The organism is Paraburkholderia sp. A3BS-1L, assembly GCF_051125215.1.
Lineage (GTDB): Bacteria > Pseudomonadota > Gammaproteobacteria > Burkholderiales > Burkholderiaceae > Paraburkholderia.
The window spans coordinates 698,633-714,067 of sequence record NZ_CP120446.1 but is presented as its reverse complement, the minus strand read 5'-3'; the positions used below and the strand labels follow the sequence as shown (position 1 = coordinate 714,067).

Annotated in this window: 15 protein-coding genes; 2 read left to right on the top strand and 13 right to left on the bottom strand. The window is 60.6% G+C overall.

All coding sequences use genetic code 11. The annotated features are described in order from the left end of the window. Positions 1-118: 118 nt before the first annotated feature. From P5W99_RS38945 to P5W99_RS38925, 5 genes are all read right to left on the bottom strand, one after another. Positions 119-1,303: a porin gene (locus tag P5W99_RS38945; protein ID WP_434667378.1), complete on the bottom strand. Its 1,185-nt coding sequence runs from the start codon at positions 1,301-1,303 to the stop codon at positions 119-121. A 207-nt stretch (positions 1,304-1,510) separates the two neighbouring features. Next, on the bottom strand, positions 1,511-2,626 hold the full coding sequence (locus P5W99_RS38940) for a cupin domain-containing protein (protein WP_434668428.1): 1,116 nt from the start codon (positions 2,624-2,626) through the stop codon (positions 1,511-1,513). A gap of 135 nt (positions 2,627-2,761) precedes the next feature. Next, on the bottom strand, positions 2,762-3,931 hold the full coding sequence (locus P5W99_RS38935; RefSeq protein WP_434667375.1) for an aminotransferase class V-fold PLP-dependent enzyme: 1,170 nt from the start codon (positions 3,929-3,931) through the stop codon (positions 2,762-2,764). A 28-nt stretch (positions 3,932-3,959) separates the two neighbouring features. Then, positions 3,960-5,255: an MFS transporter gene (locus P5W99_RS38930; protein ID WP_434667372.1), complete on the bottom strand. Its 1,296-nt coding sequence runs from the start codon at positions 5,253-5,255 to the stop codon at positions 3,960-3,962. Positions 5,256-5,294: 39 nt separating this feature from the next. After that, the gene (locus P5W99_RS38925) at positions 5,295-6,719 is read right to left on the bottom strand and encodes a M20 family metallopeptidase (RefSeq protein WP_434667369.1); all 1,425 of its coding nucleotides are present in this window, start codon (positions 6,717-6,719) and stop codon (positions 5,295-5,297) included. Positions 6,720-6,841: 122 nt separating this feature from the next. Here P5W99_RS38925 and P5W99_RS38920 point away from each other — a divergent pair, with 122 nt between their 5' ends. Together P5W99_RS38920 and P5W99_RS38915 are read left to right on the top strand one after the other, a co-directional pair. Further along, complete coding sequence (locus P5W99_RS38920) at positions 6,842-7,759, top strand: LysR family transcriptional regulator (protein WP_434667366.1); 918 nt, start codon at positions 6,842-6,844, stop codon at positions 7,757-7,759. Positions 7,760-8,171: 412 nt separating this feature from the next. Further along, the gene (locus P5W99_RS38915) at positions 8,172-8,510 is read left to right on the top strand and encodes a DUF4148 domain-containing protein (RefSeq protein ID WP_434667363.1); all 339 of its coding nucleotides are present in this window, start codon (positions 8,172-8,174) and stop codon (positions 8,508-8,510) included. Between the two features lie 88 nt (positions 8,511-8,598). Here P5W99_RS38915 and P5W99_RS38910 read toward each other — a convergent pair whose 3' ends face one another. The 8 genes from P5W99_RS38910 to P5W99_RS38875 all read right to left on the bottom strand — a co-directional run bounded on the left by P5W99_RS38910 (position 8,599) and on the right by P5W99_RS38875 (position 15,390). Further along, the gene (locus tag P5W99_RS38910; RefSeq protein WP_434667360.1) at positions 8,599-9,357 is read right to left on the bottom strand and encodes an SDR family NAD(P)-dependent oxidoreductase; all 759 of its coding nucleotides are present in this window, start codon (positions 9,355-9,357) and stop codon (positions 8,599-8,601) included. 27 nt (positions 9,358-9,384) lie between these two features. Beyond that, entirely contained in the window at positions 9,385-10,179 is a 795-nt protein-coding gene (locus tag P5W99_RS38905) for an enoyl-CoA hydratase/isomerase family protein (protein WP_434667357.1), read from the bottom strand. A 148-nt stretch (positions 10,180-10,327) separates the two neighbouring features. Beyond that, positions 10,328-11,260 carry a LysR family transcriptional regulator gene (locus P5W99_RS38900; RefSeq protein ID WP_434667354.1) on the bottom strand — a complete coding sequence of 311 codons (933 nt, stop codon included), beginning with the start codon at positions 11,258-11,260 and terminating at the stop codon, positions 10,328-10,330. A 150-nt stretch (positions 11,261-11,410) separates the two neighbouring features. Beyond that, positions 11,411-12,766 carry an MFS transporter gene (locus P5W99_RS38895; RefSeq protein ID WP_434667352.1) on the bottom strand — a complete coding sequence of 452 codons (1,356 nt, stop codon included), beginning with the start codon at positions 12,764-12,766 and terminating at the stop codon, positions 11,411-11,413. A gap of 135 nt (positions 12,767-12,901) precedes the next feature. Then, positions 12,902-13,054, bottom strand: a complete 153-nt coding sequence (locus P5W99_RS38890) for a hypothetical protein (protein ID WP_434667349.1) — start codon at positions 13,052-13,054, stop codon at positions 12,902-12,904. 104 nt (positions 13,055-13,158) lie between these two features. Then, positions 13,159-13,911 carry an SDR family NAD(P)-dependent oxidoreductase gene (locus P5W99_RS38885; RefSeq protein WP_434667346.1) on the bottom strand — a complete coding sequence of 251 codons (753 nt, stop codon included), beginning with the start codon at positions 13,909-13,911 and terminating at the stop codon, positions 13,159-13,161. 13 nt (positions 13,912-13,924) lie between these two features. Further along, entirely contained in the window at positions 13,925-14,806 is an 882-nt protein-coding gene (locus tag P5W99_RS38880; RefSeq protein ID WP_434667343.1) for an SMP-30/gluconolactonase/LRE family protein, read from the bottom strand. Further along, positions 14,803-15,390 (bottom strand): nuclear transport factor 2 family protein, encoded by a 588-nt coding sequence (locus tag P5W99_RS38875; protein ID WP_434667340.1) that lies wholly within the window; start codon positions 15,388-15,390, stop codon positions 14,803-14,805. Before P5W99_RS38875 ends, P5W99_RS38880 begins: the two co-directional genes overlap by 4 nt. Positions 15,391-15,435 lie beyond the last annotated feature (45 nt).

Sequence of the window (15,435 nt, the reverse complement as noted above, 5' to 3'; positions counted from 1 at the left end):
CAGGAACCAGAAGCTGGACGTGTGATTGGTTCGGTGCTGAGGCCCGGCAAGCCCGGCGGCGCTCCATGTTGCCGAGGCGGCTCCACGATTTCTGGAGCCGCAGTTCCTTCAGGCGCGCTTAAAACTTGTGTCGCATGCCCACCTGAACGAACGTCTGCCGGTCAGTTGAAGAAGCCGTCAGCGCATTGAGTGTCGCACGTGCTTTGTGGCCGGTAGAGTCGGTACCACCGGCAAACTCGGTGCTGCCAATGATATAGACGTCTGTGCGCTTCGAGAGGTAATAATCGAAGGAGAGCGAAATATTGTTGTAGCTCGAACTGTCGATGGAGCCGACACCTGACCCGTGGGTGTAGCTATAAACGAACTCGGAAACCAGGAACGGCGTCCAGTAGTGCGTCATGTTGAATTCGGCAGTATCGAACTTCGCGGTACCCGACAGGCGCAACGGATTCGCTCCCGACGAAGTATTGCCCAGGTTCTGAAACTGCACGTTGCTGTAGACGATTCCGAACGTCGTGGTCTGCAGCGTGTAGCGCGTGGCGAATGCGACAGCCTGATAAGTATGCGCCGAAGCGTACCCGCTATAGACGGGACTGGCCGTCATGTTATTGACGTTCGTGCCGTTGACGTTGGTGGGCGAACTCGTGAAGAAGGACTGGTTCGGGTTGCGCGCATTCATGTAGGCAACGCCGGCGGAAAGATTGCCGTAATCGTAGCCCGCGCCCACCGACCAGATCTGGTTGCGCGAGTAGTCGCCGGCCTGGCCGCCGAAACCATACACCCCGCCGAAGGTGAAGCCAGCCAGGCTCGGGCTCATGTACTTGACCGAGTTGTTGACGCGCTTGCTGTTATTCAGGTTGTCGAGGTCACCAGGGTGCGCCGTCGTGCCGCCGCCGTAATTGGCGGAGTTCATGCGGCTTTCAACAAACGTCACAAGCGAGTCGTACTGGCGCCCGAACGTGAACGCGCCATATTGCCTGCTGGAAAGTCCCACGAAGGCCTGGCGGCCGAACAGCAGCCCTCCTTGAAGCGCAGAGCCCTTGCCGAGATCAAAGCCGTTTTCGAGCTGGAAGATGGCGCTTAGCCCACCGCCCAGGTCTTCATTGCCCTTGAAACCCCAGCGCGAGCCTTGCATGATGCCGCTCGCACCGCCTATGACGCGCCCGCCGCCGCTGTTGCTCTGATAGTTGACGCCGTAGTCGATCAGGCCGTACAACGTGACCAAGCTGGTATCCGCATGGGCCAACCCCGATGCGGTCGCGAGCAGGAAAGTGCAGGGAATTGCTATTTTAATAGTAAGCATGGCGAAATAAATTGGAGATTTGAGGTTCGCGACAAATCAGCGCGCATTCAGGCTGTCAATCGATCCGATGCGCCCGGATAAAACAGTAACGCTGCCGGCTGTTTCCTGTATTCGCAATTTATCAAGCGAGGTTTGCGGCACAAGCAAGGCTCACTTGAACGTCACACGGGGGCGCAGTGCAGCCAGGCGGCCGCGCTGCGCCCGAGCTCATGCCAACTCGAACACCGCCGGCAAAGTCACTTCGAGCAGTTCGAGGTCGTCGCTGCCGTTGGCGAGCGAGTAGGGCAACTGACCCGGAATCGTCACGCTGTCGTCGGCGGCAAGGCGCCATTGCCGCTCGCCTTGCACGACGTCGACCGCGCCGGCGAGCACGAAGAAGAAGCAGAACTCCGTATCGTGCCGGCGCACCGCCGCGCATGGCTCGCCGCTGTGACGCACGACGCGCACGCCGGCCACGCCGTTCGTTGCCGCGCCAATGCCGGTGTCCGCCGCCACAAAGCCCGCCGACGTCCAGGGCGTCCACGCAGCGCGCGCTTTCACGTGGTGCACGAAGCGCTGACCGTTGAATTCATGCTCCGGCGCATAGCGCTGCGTCGGCAGTGCCATTGTGTGGTCGGCCATGGTGATGTGATCGGCAGGACTGCCGATCTCCACGACTTCCGCCCCTGCGGAGCTCTCCAGCACCCGGTGACGGATCTCGGGCGGCTGGAGCACACAATCGCCCGCTTCGAGGACGAACGGCTCGCCCTGGCCTTCGTAGACGAGGCGCACCCAGCCTTTGCGGCAAAAAATCATCTGGAAGCGAGTCTTGTGATAGTGCACGTAATCGGGCACGGGTCCGCCTTCGAGGATACGGATATGCGAGGCGATGAATGCGCCACCGTGCCGCTCGGGCAACAGATCGCGATAGCGCATGCCTGCGCGACCGACGCTCCAGTTCGCGTTCTCACTCGCGCTCGCGAGCACCAGCGTCTGACGCGTGGGGGGCGTCCTGAGCGGCGGATTGGCGTGCACGAGGCGCAGGCGCACGCCGTTTGGCGCGATCAGTTCGCGCGTCCCGCCGGCGACCGAGTCGGGGTCGTCGCAGAGCACATCGAGCTCGGTGACGCCTTCGCGTACCTGAGTGCTGAGCCGGATCGCGAAGCCTTCGCGCGAAAGCATCGCGGTGCGCGGTTGATCGGCGGGAAAGATGGCGTCGATGCGAAAACCGAGTCGATCGATGAGGAATGTCATCGTCGCGGTGAGATCGGTGCAGTGCATCGGCACGTGCAGGCCGCGCACGCCGGGTACGCGGACATCAGTGGAGTCAGAGTTGACGTTCATGGTGAGGATCGCCAGGTCGTTATGCATGGGATTCGCGGATTCGGGCATCATGAGGCGTTCGAACCGGCGGCCCCGTCAGCACGCACGCAATCCCCGCGCGTCGCGGCGAGCGTGAACGGCCGCCGCGGCCGTCCTTTAGCGCGGCAAACATCGTGCGAGCCGCTCAAGTCCTGCTGCGGTCGTGCAGGTGCCGGGCGACAACCTGATCGTGCGGTCGCGCGCATCTACGAAGAGGTGCGCTTCACCGAGTTCTCGGACGATCTGCTCAGGATCGAGATGACTGGGCACGCGCGCCATCACGCTTGCGCCGCGTTCGTCATCGGTGCGCGGCGAGAGCAGGGTGTAGCCCTTTTCGTCGAGCAGCGCCATGAGTGTGTGGCAGAGCGCGAGGTTGTGCGCGCGCAGTTTGCCCGCAGGTTGCGTGCGCACCCAGCGCATGCCCGGCAGCGACGCAATGAAGGGCAGCACGGACGGCGTGCCGGTATCGAAGCGTCGTGCGTCGGGCGCGTAGGCGAAGCGTTCGAGGTTCCAGTTGAACGGATCATCCTGGCTAAACCAGCCGCGCACGGACGGTTCCATGCCCTGCGCCATGAGATGAGGGGCGACATACCCAAGGCCGGTGCCCGGCGCGCCGCAGAGCCATTTCAGCGTCGAGCCGCAGACGAAATCGAACGGCGTCTCGCGTAGGTCGAAGGGAAGAATGCCGATTCCCTGGGTGACGTCGAGCGCAACGAGACTGCCGGTGCGCAGCGCGTGTTCGCGCATGGCGCCAAGATCGACACGCTTCGAGGTGAGCGACGATACCCACGTGATGAGCGCGAGCGCGACGTCGTCGCGCCATGCATCGATGAAGTCCTCGTCCAGCACGTAGCACTTGCCTTCGCGCACGGGCACGGTGCGCACTGCAAAGCCGCGGCGGCGGGCCTCGCCGTGCAGCAGGAAATGCAGGCTCGGGAAGCAGTCAGCGGCGACCAGCACGGTCTTGCTGCGCAGCACGGCGTCGTTGAGCCCGTCCAGAAAGCGCGCGAACGCTTCCGTCACGTTCTGCGCGCCGAATACGTCCTGCGCACGAGCGCCGATCAACCCGGCCCAGTCTGCCAGCAGGCTCGCGCGCGAGGACAGCGCCTGGTCCCAGCGGTGCTCGTCTGCGGCGCCCCAGTAGTCGGCGAAGGTCGTGAGTGCTTCGGCCATCGCCTGCTGATGGCCTGGGTAGACGCCCACGGAGTGATACATGAGCCAGCCGCTGCGGTCGTCGTGTGCGGCGCGCGCCGGGGCGGCAAGCGTGTCGGTAGAAAAATCGTTCATGTCGTTGGAACCCGAATGCGTAAGGAGTTCAAATATGCTTGACGATGCAGCGGTGATAGATCGCGATACAGACGAGACTCAGCGCGGCGCAGGCTATGAGGTAGAACGCTGGCGAGAGCGGATCGTGCGTCCAGCCGATCATCGCGGTGACGAGCCAGGGTGTGAACCCGCCGAACACCATGACGCCGATGTTGTAGCTGAAGCCGAGGCCGGTGCTGCGCACTTCCGTGGGGAACAGCGACGAGAGCACGGCGGCGAGCGGGCCGAAGTAGATGGCCTTGAGTGCACCGGCCAGCACCATGATCGTCATCAGAACACCGAACGAACGGCTTGCGAACAGCCACGCAAAGCACGGATAGATCGTGGCAAATGTGGCGATCGCCGAGAGGGTCATCATGCGGCTGCGCCCATAGCGATCGGCGAAGTGGCCCATCAGCGGGGTGAATACCATCAGGATCGCACCCGTCACGACGGTGGCGGCGAAGCCGGTCGAGGCGGGCAGATGCAACTGCCGGATCGCGTAAGTCGGCATGTACAGGATCATCAGGTAGCTCGCCGCGGTCGAGACGGCCATGATGCCCGCAGCCAGCAGTACACGGCCCTTGCAGCGCGCGAGCAGTTCGCGCACTGGCGCCGTGCTGCTGGCCGACGCGACGTGCTGCGCCGGTAGCGTGTCGTCGATATGGCGGCGGATGTACAGCCCGACCGGCGCGACCAGCAGGCCGAATACGAAGGGCGCGCGCCAGCCCCACGACTCGATCTGCGCATGCGAGAGCTGTGTGCTGAGCACAAGCCCGGCGCAAGAAGCAAGCACCGTGCTCATGCCCTGGCTCGAGAACTGCCAGCTCGCGAGAAACGCCTTTCGGGCCGACTTTTGCTCGACCATCAGCGCCGTACCGCTGCCGAACTCGCCGCCGGTAGAAAAAGCGATCAAAATGCGCGCCGTCATCAACCCGAGTGGCGCAGCGAGGCCGATGCTCGCATAGGTTGGAATGGTCGCGCAGACCAGGGTGCCCAGCGTGGTGAGCGCGAGCGAGACGAGCAGGGCGGCCTTGCGTCCGCGACGGTCTGCATAGCGTCCCAGCACGAGCGCGCCGAGCGGGCGGAACACGTACGAAAGCCCGAAGGTGCCGAATGTCATGAGCAACGACACGGTATCGTCGTGTGCGGGAAAAAAGAGCTTCGAGAGCGTGACGGCAAAGAAGCCGTATGCCGCGAAGTCGAACCATTCCAGCGCGTTGCCAATGCTCGTGGCCACGATCAGGCGCCTGAGCGGTTTGCGGTCTTCCCGCGCGCTGCTGTCTCTGATGACGGTTGAGTCCATGACGTGTCCTGTGCAGAAATGTAAGCAGGGAGTGCGGTTTCAGCGCGCCTGAGCCGTATATTGGGTGTGTCGGGTGTGCTGCATGTAAGGCGTGTCGCCACTGCCGAGATCCCAGAAAAGGCCCGCCATCAGCCCGAGTCCCTCGCGCAACACCGAGGCGAGCCCGTGCTCGTCGGGCGCGTGCTGCCGGCATCCGGGGTAAGAGTGCGGGATCCAGATCGTTGGCAGTCCGAGCGTGTGCGCAAAGCATTCGTTAGGAATGGTGCCGCCCAGGTTCGGCAGGATGGTCGCCGGTTTGCCGGTCGAGGCTTCGATCGAGCGCTCGGCCCAGGCCACCCAGGGAGCATCGGGATCGAGGCGCGTGGCGGCGCCCGAGGCTTCGATTTCCACATCGATATCGGCGAAACCCTCGCGCGCGAGATGCGCGCGGATCAGCTCTCGCGCGTTGCGCCAGTCGGTGCCCACCACGAAGCGCAGCTGGCAGACGGCTTGTGCGAGATCGGGAATGGCGCTCACCGGCCGGCGCACGTCGCCGGCCTCCATCGCCAGCACTTCGAGCGTGTTCCAGGCGTAGACGCGCTCCGCTGCCGTGAGACCCGGCTCGCCCCAGCCCTGCGAAAGCGCGGGATCGCCTTCATCCACACCGATTTCCAGGTTTGCGATGCGCGCGCGAACCTGAGGCGCGATAGGCGGGGGCAGCAGCCCGTTGATGCGAATGCGGCCATGCCCGTCGACGAGCGAAGCGAGCGCGTTGGCGAGCACGGTCGCGGGATTGGCGAGCACGCCGCCCCAGTTGCCCGAGTGACGCGCACCGGCGGGATTGCGCGCGCGCAGCCTGAAGTGCAGTGCGCCGCGCGATCCGAGAAAGAGCGTCGGCGCGTCGGCGCGCTGCCGGGGGCCATCGGAGGCGATCAGCAGATCCGCGGCGAGACGCCCGCGCAGCGTCTCGCAGAGTGCGTCGAGGCCGGGTGAACCGACTTCCTCCCCCATTTCGAACAGCACCTTCGCATTGAAGCCGAGCCGGCCGCGCGCCTCGAACACGGCCGCCAGTGCAGTGAGATTGACCGTGTGCTGGCCCTTGTTGTCGGCGATGCCCCGTCCATACCAGCGTTCGCCTTCCACCCGCAGCTGCCACGGCGAGCGGCCTTCGCTCCAGCGTTCGGCGTCGCCGCCGATAACGTCGCCGTGACCGTAGAGCAGCACGGTCGGCAATTCAGGTGCTTCGATGCGTTCGGCAAGGAGAAAAGGCGGCATCCCGGCGATGGGATTCGCGACGATCTCGCAGGAAAACCCGAGGGCGGCGAGGGAGCTCGCAACCTCTTCGGTCAGGTAGGCGTGCAGGATGGGTGCCGATTCGGGGCGCTGGCTTTCGGTGGCAAGCGCCACGCGGCGGGCGAGGTCGGTGCGCAGGGCGCCGGAGTCAAAGGCACGCAAGGCGAGGTTCAGTGCGGTTTCGCGGGACATGTGGGCAATGCGAGTTGGGTTCAGTGTGTGTCGTGAGACCCAGATTAGCCGCACGGGAGTTTTTTTGTATTCGCAATCAAACAAGGTACATTTGCGTTTTACGCAAACCTCAGGGGCGCCCAATGCGCAAGCTGCTCGAACCCTCGCTCTACTACTTTTCGGTCGTGGCGCAATCGGGCTCGCTGAGCGCCGCGACTGAGAGTCTCGGCTTGACCGTGTCGGCGCTCAGCCGGCACATCGCCAAGCTCGAAGGCGATATCGGCGTGCCGCTGTTCGAACGCCACGCGCGCGGCATGGTGCTCTCGCAAGCGGGCCGGCTGCTGCTGCGCCACGCGCAGCGCACACTGTCCGATGCGCAGGCCGTGGTCGAGGAAATTCAGGGCGAGGAGCGGCGGCGTGCACGCAAGCTGGTGATCGCGTGCACCGAGGGGTTCGCGTTCGACTTTCTGCCCGTGGCGATGGGCGCGTTCACTGCCCGGCACCCTGACATTACGCTCGAGATCGAGGTGGTAACGAGCGCGCGCGCGAACCAGATGCTGCTCGCGGGCGAGGCGGCCATTGCACTTGCGTTCAGTTTCAAGCCGGAGGCGGGCGTGGCGGTGCAACTCACGCAACCCGCGCCGGTCATGGCGTTAATGCGCAACGATCATCCGCTTGCGGCACAGCGCCGGATTGCCCTCAAAGACCTCACACGCTGGCCCGTGCTGTTACAGGACAAGGGGACGACGAACCGGCAGTTGTTCGATATCGCGTGCGGCGTTGAAGGCATCGAAATCGTGCCGCTCATGAGCAGCCGCTACGTGGCGGCGCTCTACCGGTTTGCGCAGGTGGTACCGCGTGCGATCATGCCATCGGGATATGTTTCGGTGGCGAACCGCCTCGAGGCAGACGGGCTTGTGGCGCTGCCATTCGACAATCCGCTGCTGACGCAGCGCCGCCTGCAGGTCAAAACACTCGCGGGGCGCGTTCTGGATGGCATGGCGAAGGAATGTTTGGACTGGATTATCGAGCAGCTAAAGCGCGCAACGCCGCCGCGATAAATACCAAAGCAAAACTGCCGAGTACGCACACCCCAAAGGGCGGTTTTGAATCTAACATAAATTTAATGATCGATTTTTATCAATCAGCCTATAGTTGCTATTCATTATTATTCAGAAAATCTTGAAATCCGCCGAAACTAAGCAAAGAAAGTCCGCGTGCAGGAGTCAACGACCACTCGCGATATGTGAAACAGCCACGCACTGGTAACACGACGTAGAGGTCCGACCGGGATTCGATACCCCTGATACAGCAATTCGCGAGCGAGCTCCTTACCATAAGCCAGGGTCAACGCCCGCTATTCTCTTCAGTGCAGATCGTTTAAATTGAATGATGCGCACGTCGTGCGCAATGCGCCGCTTGCCTTAGCATTCGGCCAAGGGAAAGCCATTCAAAACAATCATAGAGGAATCGATGCGCCCAACTATTTTCAAACTGACTTTCGCCGCAGCAACCACTGCATTCTTGATCGGCGCCGCCGCGCCCGTGCTCGCGCAAACGGAGGCCAGCGCTACGGCCGGCGCCCAAGCTGCTGCCTCACAACCGCTTACGAAGGAACAGAAAGCGCAAGCGAAGGCACAGGCGAAAGCACAGCACAAGGCGGAACGCAAAGCCGCCCGCGCGAAAAACCACGCCGAACTCAAGAAGCTTGAAGATGCCGGCTACAAGCCATCACAGACCGATCCGAACTATCCGCAGAATCTGCAAGACGCGCAGAAGAAGGCTGGCGTGGCTGCTGGCGCCAGTCAGTAACGGGCGGCCATTCAGGTAATCCTATGGATTCCTGAAGACAAAAAAGCTCGCGCAAGCGAGCTTTTTTGTTTGCTGCCATAACTACTGCTTAAATATTCGTGAAGGTGATCCCGCCATCGACGGCCATCCACTGCGCGGTCACGAACCCAGCATCATCGGAAGCCAGATACACGATTGCCCTGGCGATGTCATCGACGCTGCCTAGGCGGCCCAGCGGAGTCGTGGCCACGCGTCTGGCATCACGTTCCTCATTACGATTTCGAACCGTGCCTTCGGTCGGAACCGCGGAAGGGCAAACTGCATTGACGCGGATATTTCGGGCACCCAGTTCTGCCGCCGCCGCACGCGTGATCCCCAGTATACCGGACTTGATGCCGGAGTACACGATGGAGTTCGCGGCCGAGCGCAGCGCTGCCGTCGAGGCCACGTTGACGATTGAGCCGCCGCGTTGAGGATCCATGACGGCGGTCGCGGCCTGAATGCCCCAGATTACGGCTTTGAAACCGATATCGAGCATACGATCGACAGTCTCGGGCGCGATTTCCAATACCGACTGATAGCGAACCCAAGCGGCGTTACTGATCAGAATATCGAAACGGCCGCTTTTTTCGTACATCGTATTAACGGCCTCTGTGATGCCTTCGCGCGTCGAGACGTTCTTCACGACCGGACATGCCTGGCCGCCTGCGGCGATCACGGCTTCGACGGTATCGTTGACGAGATCTTCCTTCAGGTCGTTGACGCCAACGACAGCGCCACGTGCGGCCAACCTGAGAGCAGTCGCTTTGCCGATGCCAGCGCCGGCTCCAGTCACGAGGGCATAACGCCCTGCCAGGTCTTGTTGCATATTCGCTTTCTGTTATCGGTTAGTGGATTAACGACCCTTAAAGACCGGTGCGCGCTTTTCCAGGAAGGCCATGCGCGCTTCCCTGGCGTCTTCGGTCCTGGCCAGCATCATCGTGATGTCCTGCTCGTGACGGTAGGCCTCACGCTGCGGCATCTGGTCGGTGAAGTTGGCCGCCTTCTTTGCCTGAACGAGCGCGATGGGGGACTTGCTGGCAATGCGGCGAGCCAGTTCCATGACGTGGGGCCGAAGCTGGTCGGCAGGCAGCACGTCCTCGAGCACATTACGACGCAAGAGATCTTGAGCCGTCAACTTGTCGCCGGTAAAGAACATGCGGCGAACGGTCGAGCGGCCGAACAACGTGCGCAGCATCGACGCACCGCCAGCCAGGCCGACGTTGATCTCCGGCATTGCAAACACGGCGTTCTCCGACGCATACATGATGTCGCATGAGGCCATCAGGCCCAGACCGGCACCCAGGGCTGCGCCGTTTACTGCAGCGATCACGGGCTTCGCGCACTCTTTGATCGAATTGCCGGTTTCGCGAGTCCAACGGTTGTGATCGAGGAAGTCGCCCGGGATGTCGGGGTCCGGACGATCGCGGAGGTCCGCTCCGGCGCAAAAGGCGGTGCCGGAACCGGTCAGGACAGCGCAGCGAATATCGTCGCGAAGGCTGATCTCGTCGAATACGGCAATGAGACGACGGCGCATGGCGCGCGACAGCGCGTTCTTGACCTCCGGACGATTGAGCGTGACCAGGGCCACGCCGTCCTGGACTTCCAGGGTCACCGTATTTTCGGCGGTCTCTTGCACGTCTGCGCTCATGTGGCTACTCCAATAGTTAGATCTTGATTTGTGGTATCAAGCTACGGGAGATTTTACTGTGGCCAGATTGGCTGATTTTCAATCAAAAACCAAGGCTGAATCATCAAAATTGCGGGTAATCCAATGTGCCAGCCGGGCCTTACCATGGTCAGTTCGTGGGGTTCCTCGCTTCGTGGGACTCGTAAGCGGAGAACCTGAGTTCAGAGCCGGAGACGCGGGAAGCGACGAAGTCCAAAAACAGGCGGATCTTGGTCGGAATGGACGGAGAATCGATAATCGTCGCGTACATACCGTCTTCGAATGAGGAATTGGTGACCTGATATTCGGGAAGCAGGCGCACCAGTCTTCCGCTCATAAGGTCCTTATGCACGGTGTAGTCATCCAGCAGAACGATGCCTTCGCCCATGCGCGCGAATTCGAGTAGCGCAATACCGTTATTGCTCACGTGACAGGGCTGGAACGAGACTTCGGTTTCGATATTGTCTTTTCGGAATCGCCAGGAATAGCCGTTTCCCGGCTTGGAATACGCGACGCACCGGTGAAGTTTCAGTTCTTCCGGCGAGGTGGGTTTGCTCCGGCCAAAGAAGTAACCGGGAGACACGACGAGGTAGCGGTCGCTCCTGAAAAGGATCCGGCGCTTGATCCCCGACTCAACTGGAGGTGCAATTCGAAAATCAATATCGATCTGGTCCTTGCTCAGATCAGCCGGGTTTTCACTCAGCATCAATTCGACTTGAATGTCCGGGTACAGCTTGGAGAATTCGCTGATCAGAGTCGGCAGCACGCCCAGGCCGAACATAACGCGCGAGTGAACCCGCAGCGTTCCCGAGGGGGCAGTGGTAATGGAAGTGATGCTCCGATGAGCGTCTTCAATGCGTCGCAGAATACCTTCGACATGCTTTGCGTATTCGAGCCCTGCTTCGGTCAAGGCGACATTACGGGTGGTGCGAGTGAACAGCTTGACCTTCAGATCATTCTCGAGATCCAGGACCATTCGCGAAACAGAGGCAGGGGCGATGCCGAATTGACGAGCGGTCTCTGAGAAGCTTTTATTTCTAGAGATGGAAAGGAAGAATTCCATCGCACGTAGTCGGTCCACGACGACTCACCTTTTGAAATTCAATAAAAATTAATTATTGCACATTTCGGAATAACTCTAACAGAAAAAGCACAAATCCGCCGTTCCTCGACGGCGGATTTGTACGTAGCGCAAAAATAGATCGTTTATTGATCAGTGGAAAGACGCAGCGGCGCCTTGATAGCGGCGAAGGAGCGCTGGAATTTTGACCCCGATGAAGATGATCGAGAGCGAAGCCAGCACTGCCGGAACCGCAACCCATGCGACGATGGCGGTCATCGTCCAGCCCATGCTCATCAGAACCGGGCCCAGGAACGTGCCGGCGACACCACCGAAACGACCAATCGTGAGCATCCACGCAGCGCCGGTAACCCGTGACGACGTTGGGTACATCTGGGTGGCCAGCGTCGACATCGAGGAGCAGGCGCCGTTGTTGGTCATCGCAACCAGCATCAACAGCGTGACCAGCGTGCTGCCGTGAGCGCCCGTAATGCCGACCATGAGCGCGGCCAGCGTGCAGACCGCGAAATAACCGGAGATCACGCGCAGCGGGCCAAAACGGTCCATCAGGATACCGGACAGGAAAATGCCGACTGCCGAGACCAAGTTGAAGTTCATCATCATGTCGGCCATGTCCGCCAGCGCGTGGCCGTTTGATTGCATGATCGACGGGAGCCACATCTGGAACACGTAGAGCGTGACGAGCGAGCAAAAATAAGCGATCCAGATCAGAATCGTAGGCATGGCCAGGTGGCTGCTGAACAGTTCGCTAACCGGCAGACCTTTTCGCTTGACCTGAACGGCCTGGTCGGTCACGAACCTGATACCCGTGAAATCGGTGCCAGGTGCGATCTTCGTCAGTGCCTTGGCAATACGGTCATCGTTATTGCCTTTGGCGGCCAGGTAGCGAACCGATTCGGGCAGCGTCAGGGCGAGCAGTACCGCGACTACGATAGGGGTGATACCGCCGACGATCAGATAACCTTGCCAGCCGTGTGCCGGAATCACGGCTTTGGCCAGCGGGCCAGTGACTGCGCCGCCAAACGCGAAACCGCAAAGCATGAAGTTCACGGCCATCGAGCGCATACGCGTCGGCACATATTCCGACATCAAGGTGGCACAATTCGGGATCGCGGCGCCGAGCCCCACGCCGGTCAGGAGACGCGCCCACAGAAGTTCAGTGACGTTCGTGCTGTAGCCGGCGGCGACGCTGAAAATGCCGAAAAACGCCACGCTGAACACCAGCACGGAACGGCGACCGATACGGTCTGCGATTGGCGCGGCAAAGGCGGCGCCGATGCCAATGCCAATCAGTGCAGCGGAAAGTACCGGGGCCAAGTCAGCCTTGGTCACGCCCCACTGATTAATCAGAGCCGGCGCGATCAGGCCCATCGCGCTCGTATCCAGACCATCGAGAACAATGGTCAGGAAACACAGCACAAACAGAAGCAGGTGGAAAAGGTTAAGCGGCCGTTCGTCGATGAACGACTGTACGTCAAGGGTTTTCATGTCCTAATCCCGTTTTACCTACGAATAATAAGCGCGCATAGCGGCGTGGCCGTTAGCTCCATGGCCACGCTGCTAATTCTTTGTGCCGAGAGGCGCCTGTTCAAGGCCTTCCCGGCTCTGCGGCATTTGACTGGTCTATGTGGATTTATGCGCCACTTGAGCGTCAGCGCGAATCGATGCGCTTTTAGTCGAGAAATTGTCCGGTGCCTGGTCGGCCCGCGCCAGTCCGGCAGCGCCGACGCCGAACAGGGTGCTGATACCGACAAAAATCGCCTTTTTTAAACTCATGCTGTGTCTCCAACCATGATTATCTATCTCCAATATCGGTGTAATTTTACTTTTTCTGCTTGTGATGCTGACTGCGTGGAACAACGGGAGAAAGCGGCTATCGCTTACAGGTAGGCAATCGCCGATCCGCCGTCAACGCGGACACATTCGCCATTCACGAACGAGCTTTGATCCGAAGCCAGGAAGCAGGCGGCGTTCGCGATGTCTTCAGGCTTGCCCAAACGGGGCATCGGCGTCTTGGCCTGGCGGATTTTGCGCGTTGCTTCGCTGACGTTCTTGACTACGCCTTCCGTTTCCGTATAGCCGGGAGCGACCGAATTGACGCGAATGCCGCGCGGGCCTAGTTCGGCGGCGGCGCTGCGCATCAGACCTAGAACACCAGCCTTGACACCGCAGTAGATCAGCGCCTTGGGCAATCCGATAAAGCCGGACGAGGACGCGATATTGACGACCGATCCGCCTTCCTTCATGTATTCGGCAGCCGCTTGAATGCCCCAGACAACCGAGTTAAAACCCGTGCCGGTCATCATCGATACGTCTTTTTCCGTGATCTCCAATACCGGGGCATAACGAACCCACATGGCATTGCTGACCATGACGTCGAACCGGCCTGCTTGCTCAACCAGGCCACCCGCAGCCATAAAAATGGTTTCACGTTTTGCCACATCGCCGCCGAAGGCATAGGCCTGGCAGCCTTGCGCCTTGATTTCATCGACGGCGGCCTGCGCTTTTTCCAGATCGCGATCCAGAATGCCAACGACCGCACCCTCGGCAATGAACTTGTTGACGATGCCTCGACCAATACCCTGCGCGCCACCGGTTACGAGTGCGACTTTGCCTTCCAGTTGCTTCGTCATTTCCATTCCTGATTTAAAGATCGTTAAACCGGCATTCGGTTAAACCACGTACACCGGTGCCTGTAATCGCTACAACGGCCCCTGCGTTCGGGTTCTCGCTTTTCAGCGTATTGCCGCTGTTGCTGATTGAGGTCACGAAGATCGTGTCGAGATTCGGACCCCCGATAGAGGGGCAGGTCGGATAGACCGTAGGCAGATCGATCAGCAGATCGAGCCGGCCATCAGGAGAAAACCGGGCCAGTTGACCCGAGATGACCATGGCTGCCCAAAGGTTGCCCTGTGCGTCGATCGTGGCGCCGTCAGGACCCGATTTCAGCGACGTCGTGGCCACGAACAGCGTCCGTTCGCTGGTCGCTCCGGACGCCGAGTCATAGCGATAACGGCGCAACTGGTGGCTCAGGCTATCCGAGAAGTAAAGATGCTTGCCATCGGGACTAAAGCAGGTTGAATTGGTGACGCAAATTCCCGTTTCCAGAACCTTCAGATTGCCTTGTCCGTCGAGTTGATACAGCTCGCCAACCGGCTCACGGCGCCCGAGCGCCATCGAGCCAACAACAAAGCGGCCTGCACGATCAACCCGGCCGTCGTTGAGCCGCATATTCGGCGCGGGATGCACCACGTCAACAAAGTGGGTGATGTCGCCTGTCTCGGTATTGAGAAAGCAAAAGCTGTCCGCGAGGGCGACGAGAAGGCGACCACTTTCGCACAAGGCGATGGAACCGATCTGTGATGGCAGTTTCCATTCGCGCACGGATTCGGCTTTCGGATCGCGCGCTTTCACGAGGCGTGCGTGGGAATCAATCCAATACAGGATCTGCTTGCGATCGTCCCACAGCGGGCACTCTCCCAGCGCATCGCGCGATGTTCCAATAACGTCAATAGAATGATTTGTCATTTTGCTTTCTTGCCAGTGCCTTCCACTTCAGCAGCATTCAGCGCCAGGATATCGGCGCGAACTTCATAGAGCGTGTCCGTTGGGTAGCGGGAACCCAACGGACGGCGAGCGGTTCCGAACATTTCAGTTTCGGTAGTGGTTTCGATGGGCCACGTGCAGCTCCAGTCGTAGACGACGGTGCGCGCCGTTACTTTCCATTCGCCGCCTCGCCTCTCGAAATGGTCGATATAGCGCCCATAGAGAATGACTTCGGTGGGTTGATTCGCTTCTCCCCGGGATTCCTGAACGGCGTGGAAATAGCTTTCAGCCAATGCACGGTCGCCGTGCAGTTCGATCATGATGTTGCCGATCATATGAATCATACGACCCGCGGTTCTGAGCGATTCCATGGCCCAATCGCAGAATCCCGATGCGGTGCCCTGGTAGGGGCCATGGCGGTCCGTTGCGTCCTTCCAATAGGTCGCGCGCAGCGCAATCTCGTCGCCGCGATCCACGCCACGGCAATAGCGATAGAGGCATTCGCGAATCGCTTCGCGGTCAAGCAGGTCTTGCATTGCTTGATTCGGTATTTCTGATTGGCTCATGTGTTTCCTGGCGCGGGTGGGATAGCGGCCGGATGGTCCGGCCAC

Coding starts and splice junctions, on each gene's coding strand:
- P5W99_RS38945 (WP_434667378.1), bottom strand. CDS start 1,303: ATGCTTACTATTAAAATAGCAATTCCCTGCACTTTCCTGCTCGCGACC.
- P5W99_RS38940 (WP_434668428.1), bottom strand. CDS start 2,626: ATGAACGTCAACTCTGACTCCACTGATGTCCGCGTACCCGGCGTGCGC.
- P5W99_RS38935 (WP_434667375.1), bottom strand. CDS start 3,931: ATGAACGATTTTTCTACCGACACGCTTGCCGCCCCGGCGCGCGCCGCA.
- P5W99_RS38930 (WP_434667372.1), bottom strand. CDS start 5,255: ATGGACTCAACCGTCATCAGAGACAGCAGCGCGCGGGAAGACCGCAAA.
- P5W99_RS38925 (WP_434667369.1), bottom strand. CDS start 6,719: ATGTCCCGCGAAACCGCACTGAACCTCGCCTTGCGTGCCTTTGACTCC.
- P5W99_RS38920 (WP_434667366.1), top strand. CDS start 6,842: ATGCGCAAGCTGCTCGAACCCTCGCTCTACTACTTTTCGGTCGTGGCG.
- P5W99_RS38915 (WP_434667363.1), top strand. CDS start 8,172: ATGCGCCCAACTATTTTCAAACTGACTTTCGCCGCAGCAACCACTGCA.
- P5W99_RS38910 (WP_434667360.1), bottom strand. CDS start 9,357: ATGCAACAAGACCTGGCAGGGCGTTATGCCCTCGTGACTGGAGCCGGC.
- P5W99_RS38905 (WP_434667357.1), bottom strand. CDS start 10,179: ATGAGCGCAGACGTGCAAGAGACCGCCGAAAATACGGTGACCCTGGAA.
- P5W99_RS38900 (WP_434667354.1), bottom strand. CDS start 11,260: ATGGAATTCTTCCTTTCCATCTCTAGAAATAAAAGCTTCTCAGAGACC.
- P5W99_RS38895 (WP_434667352.1), bottom strand. CDS start 12,766: ATGAAAACCCTTGACGTACAGTCGTTCATCGACGAACGGCCGCTTAAC.
- P5W99_RS38890 (WP_434667349.1), bottom strand. CDS start 13,054: ATGAGTTTAAAAAAGGCGATTTTTGTCGGTATCAGCACCCTGTTCGGC.
- P5W99_RS38885 (WP_434667346.1), bottom strand. CDS start 13,911: ATGACGAAGCAACTGGAAGGCAAAGTCGCACTCGTAACCGGTGGCGCG.
- P5W99_RS38880 (WP_434667343.1), bottom strand. CDS start 14,806: ATGACAAATCATTCTATTGACGTTATTGGAACATCGCGCGATGCGCTG.
- P5W99_RS38875 (WP_434667340.1), bottom strand. CDS start 15,390: ATGAGCCAATCAGAAATACCGAATCAAGCAATGCAAGACCTGCTTGAC.